This window comes from Corallococcus carmarthensis, from assembly GCF_003611695.1.
GTDB classification, from domain to species: Bacteria; Myxococcota; Myxococcia; order Myxococcales; family Myxococcaceae; genus Corallococcus; species Corallococcus carmarthensis.
In genome coordinates this window covers 1-2,960 of sequence record NZ_RAWE01000416.1, presented here as the reverse complement: position 1 = coordinate 2,960, position 2,960 = coordinate 1, and the positions used below count along the sequence as shown (strand labels likewise).

Annotated in this window: 3 protein-coding genes; all 3 read left to right on the top strand. The window is 71.8% G+C overall.

Annotated features, from left to right (window positions below; translation table 11 throughout):
* Window positions 1-83: 83 nt before the first annotated feature.
* Window positions 84-1,604, top strand: a complete 1,521-nt coding sequence (locus D7X32_RS43920; protein WP_120608415.1) for an NAD(P)-binding protein — start codon at window positions 84-86, stop codon at window positions 1,602-1,604.
* A gap of 104 nt (window positions 1,605-1,708) precedes the next feature.
* The gene (gene rpmB / locus D7X32_RS43915) at window positions 1,709-1,900 is read left to right on the top strand and encodes a 50S ribosomal protein L28 (RefSeq protein WP_120532048.1); all 192 of its coding nucleotides are present in this window, start codon (window positions 1,709-1,711) and stop codon (window positions 1,898-1,900) included.
* A gap of 23 nt (window positions 1,901-1,923) precedes the next feature.
* A complete protein-coding gene (gene murQ / locus D7X32_RS43910) occupies window positions 1,924-2,844 on the top strand; it encodes an N-acetylmuramic acid 6-phosphate etherase (protein ID WP_120608414.1) in 921 nt (306 codons plus the stop codon).
* Window positions 2,845-2,960 lie beyond the last annotated feature (116 nt).

Here is a 2,960-nt window from a genome sequence, read left to right as displayed (position 1 = left end):
GCCCCACCCCGGACCGGCCTCCCCGGAAACCAGGGCGCCAAAAGGGCGCCAGACGCGGTGACGTTGTGTAGTGTTCGGCGGCCATGTCGACGTCCGCCGCCAAACTCAAGCTCCCCTCGGGCCCGTCCCGGCACGTGTATGACGTCATCGTGCTGGGCAGCCAGGTCGGTGGCGCGCTCGCCGCCGCGCTCCTGGCGAAGCGCAACCACCGCGTGTTGCTGGTGGAGCACGACGGCATGGGGCCCGGCTACGAGCACGACGGCTTCGTGCTGCCCTACGCCCCGTTCGTCGCGCCGCCCCTCAAGGCGATGCCCGCCGTGGAGGAGGCCCTCAACGAGCTGGGGCTGTCCACCGCCATCGGCCGCGCGCTGCGGCCCCACGTCCCCGAACTCCAGCTGGTGCTGCCCCGGAACCGGGTGGACCTGGCCGGGGACGCCGCCCGCCGCCGCGCGGAGCTGACGCGCGAGTTCGGCGAGGCCGGCGAGGGCATCCAGGGCGCGCTCACGGGCAGCGCCGCGCAGCACGAGGCCACCGACGCCTTCTTCAAGGAAGGCCCCCAGCTGCCGCCCGACGGCTTCTTCGAGGGCTGGAAGCTCAAGGGGCTGATCAAGGACCACCCGGCGCTGGAGGCCACGCCCCGGATCGCGGGCGAGGATCCGGCGCTGTCGCTGGTGCGCGGCCTCTTGCCCTTCCTCGTCCACCTGGAGAAGCCCTCCGCGCCCCTGGCGCAGACGCGGGCCCTGTCCCAGGTGCTCACCGCGCCGTCCACCTACCCCGGCGGAATGGACGCCCTGCGCGACGTGCTCACCCGGCGGCTGACGGAGCTGGGCGGCGACGTGCTGGGCCGCGACAACCCGGCGGGCTTCATCGTGGAGGAGCTGGCGTTCGACGGCAGCAAGTTCTCCGGCGTGAAGCTGGTGCGCTCGGACACGCTCTACCGCGCGTCGTGCCTGGTGACGGCCACGGACTCCGGGGCGCTGCGCCGGCTGGTGACGGACAAGAAGCACAACCGCGGCCTGCTGGAGCACCTGGATCAATCCAACATCAAGTCGCTGCTCTTCAGCGTGAACTGGGTGGTGCCGGAGGCGGCGCTCCCGCGCGGCATGGGCGAGCTGGTGCTGGTGGACACCCAGGACGCGGAGCTGGGCCCGCTGCTGGTGCAGCAGCACCCGGCGCGCACCTCCGCGGCCACGGGGAGCAAGGACGTGGAGGGCGTGCGCGTGGTGTGCGCCGGCGCCTTCGTCCCGGCCACCGCGCGCGACGAGGGCGAGGAGCACCTCAAGGAGCTGGCCGCGCGCATCGACGCGCACCTGGACCGGCTGATGCCCTTCACGAAGCAGCACCGCGCGCTGCGCTCGGTCCCCTACCTGGACGCCGGGGGAGTGCGTGGCAGCCGCCTCATGCCCCACCCCCTCTACAGCTTCGAAACGGAAGCCTTCCTGGGCATCACGGGGTTGAAGCAGCGCACGCCCGCGAAGAACGTGATCCTGGCGGGCCGCGAGGTGCTGCCCGGCCTGGGACTGGAGGGCGAGCTGCTGGCGGGGATGCGCGCCGCGAAGCTGGTGCAGGACATGTTGAAGAAGAAGGATCCGCTCAAGGGATAGGTTTCGGGTCGGATCCGGCTGGATTTCCGGCCTGTTTCTGGTAGGGTCCGCCGCTCTTTTATGGGCTGCTGTCGAACGCCCCAGTTTTCAAGGAGTTAGCAGTCATGGCGTGGAAGTGCGACCTCTGTGGGAAGCGTCCGCTGGTGGGTAACAACGTCAGCCACGCGAACAACAAGACCAAGAAGCGGACCCTGCCGAACCTGCAGAAGCTGCGGGCGAACGTCGAAGGCCGCATCGAGCGCGTTCTGGCCTGCACCCGCTGCATCAAGGCGGGCAAGGTGACCAAGGCCGCCTGAAGTCCGGGAGCCTTCCGGTGGGCATGACGCGCGTTCGAAAGTCCGCGCTTCCGCCCACCGAACGGCTCCATCCCCGCTCGGACGACCTGGACCTCCTCTCTGTCGAGGCGGTCGTTCGACGGTTGCATCAAGAAGACCTGATCGCGCTTCGCGCGGTCCGTGAGGCATTGCCGTCCATCGCGGCGGCTGCCCGGGCCGTGGCGGAAGCGTTGCGCGCTGGCGGCCGGCTGCTCTACGTGGGCGCGGGAACCAGCGGTCGGCTCGGCGTGCTCGACGCGAGCGAGTGTCCCCCCACCTTCGGTGTCCCGGCGACGCGGGTCCAGGCGGCCATCGCTGGCGGCCGGAAGGCCCTGACGCGTGCCGTGGAGGGCGCCGAGGACGACGTCGGCGCGGGTGCCCGGGCGGTTCGGGCGTTCCGGGCGACGGCTCAAGACGTCGTGTGTGGCATCTCCGCCTCCGCTTCCACGCCCTATGTCCGGGGCGCGCTGGACGAGGCCCGCGAGCGTGGAGCGGGCACGGTGCTGGTTTGCTGCAACCCGCCCGGGCCCGGCATGCGCGCGGACACGGTGGTGCTGGCGCTTACGGGGCCGGAGGTGGTGGCGGGCTCCACGCGGCTGAAGGCGGGCACGGCGACGAAGCTCGTGCTCAACGCCCTCACCACCGCGGCCTTCGTGTCCCTGGGCCACGTGTACCGGGGGCGCATGGTGGACGTGCGCCCGACGAACACGAAGCTGCGGGCCCGCGCGGCGCGCATGGTGGCGGAGCTGACGGACCTGCCCCCCGCGCGGGCGGAGGCGCTGCTGGAGGCCTCGGGGGACAACGTGAAGCTGGCGCTGGCCATGCACTTCACGGGGCTTCCGGCGGCCCAGGCACGGCGGCGATTGAAGGACACGGGCCTGCGAGGGCTCGAGCGTCCGGAAGCTGGACGGAAGTCGTCTTCCTGACGACGTCCCCCCCGGACACACGGGGTGCCCCGGGGGCTGGGGTCCGGCGGGCGTGGGTGCTGGCCTTTAGACTTGGGGCATGCGCCCCGCCACGCCACCCGCCCCCTCCCTGCCGC

Excerpts from the sequence above, each read along its gene's own strand:
- rpmB (WP_120532048.1), top strand. The coding sequence starts at position 1,709 with ATGGCGTGGAAGTGCGACCTCTGTGGGAAGCGTCCGCTGGTGGGTAAC.
- murQ (WP_120608414.1), top strand. The coding sequence starts at position 1,924 with ATGACGCGCGTTCGAAAGTCCGCGCTTCCGCCCACCGAACGGCTCCAT.
- D7X32_RS43920 (WP_120608415.1), top strand. The coding sequence starts at position 84 with ATGTCGACGTCCGCCGCCAAACTCAAGCTCCCCTCGGGCCCGTCCCGG.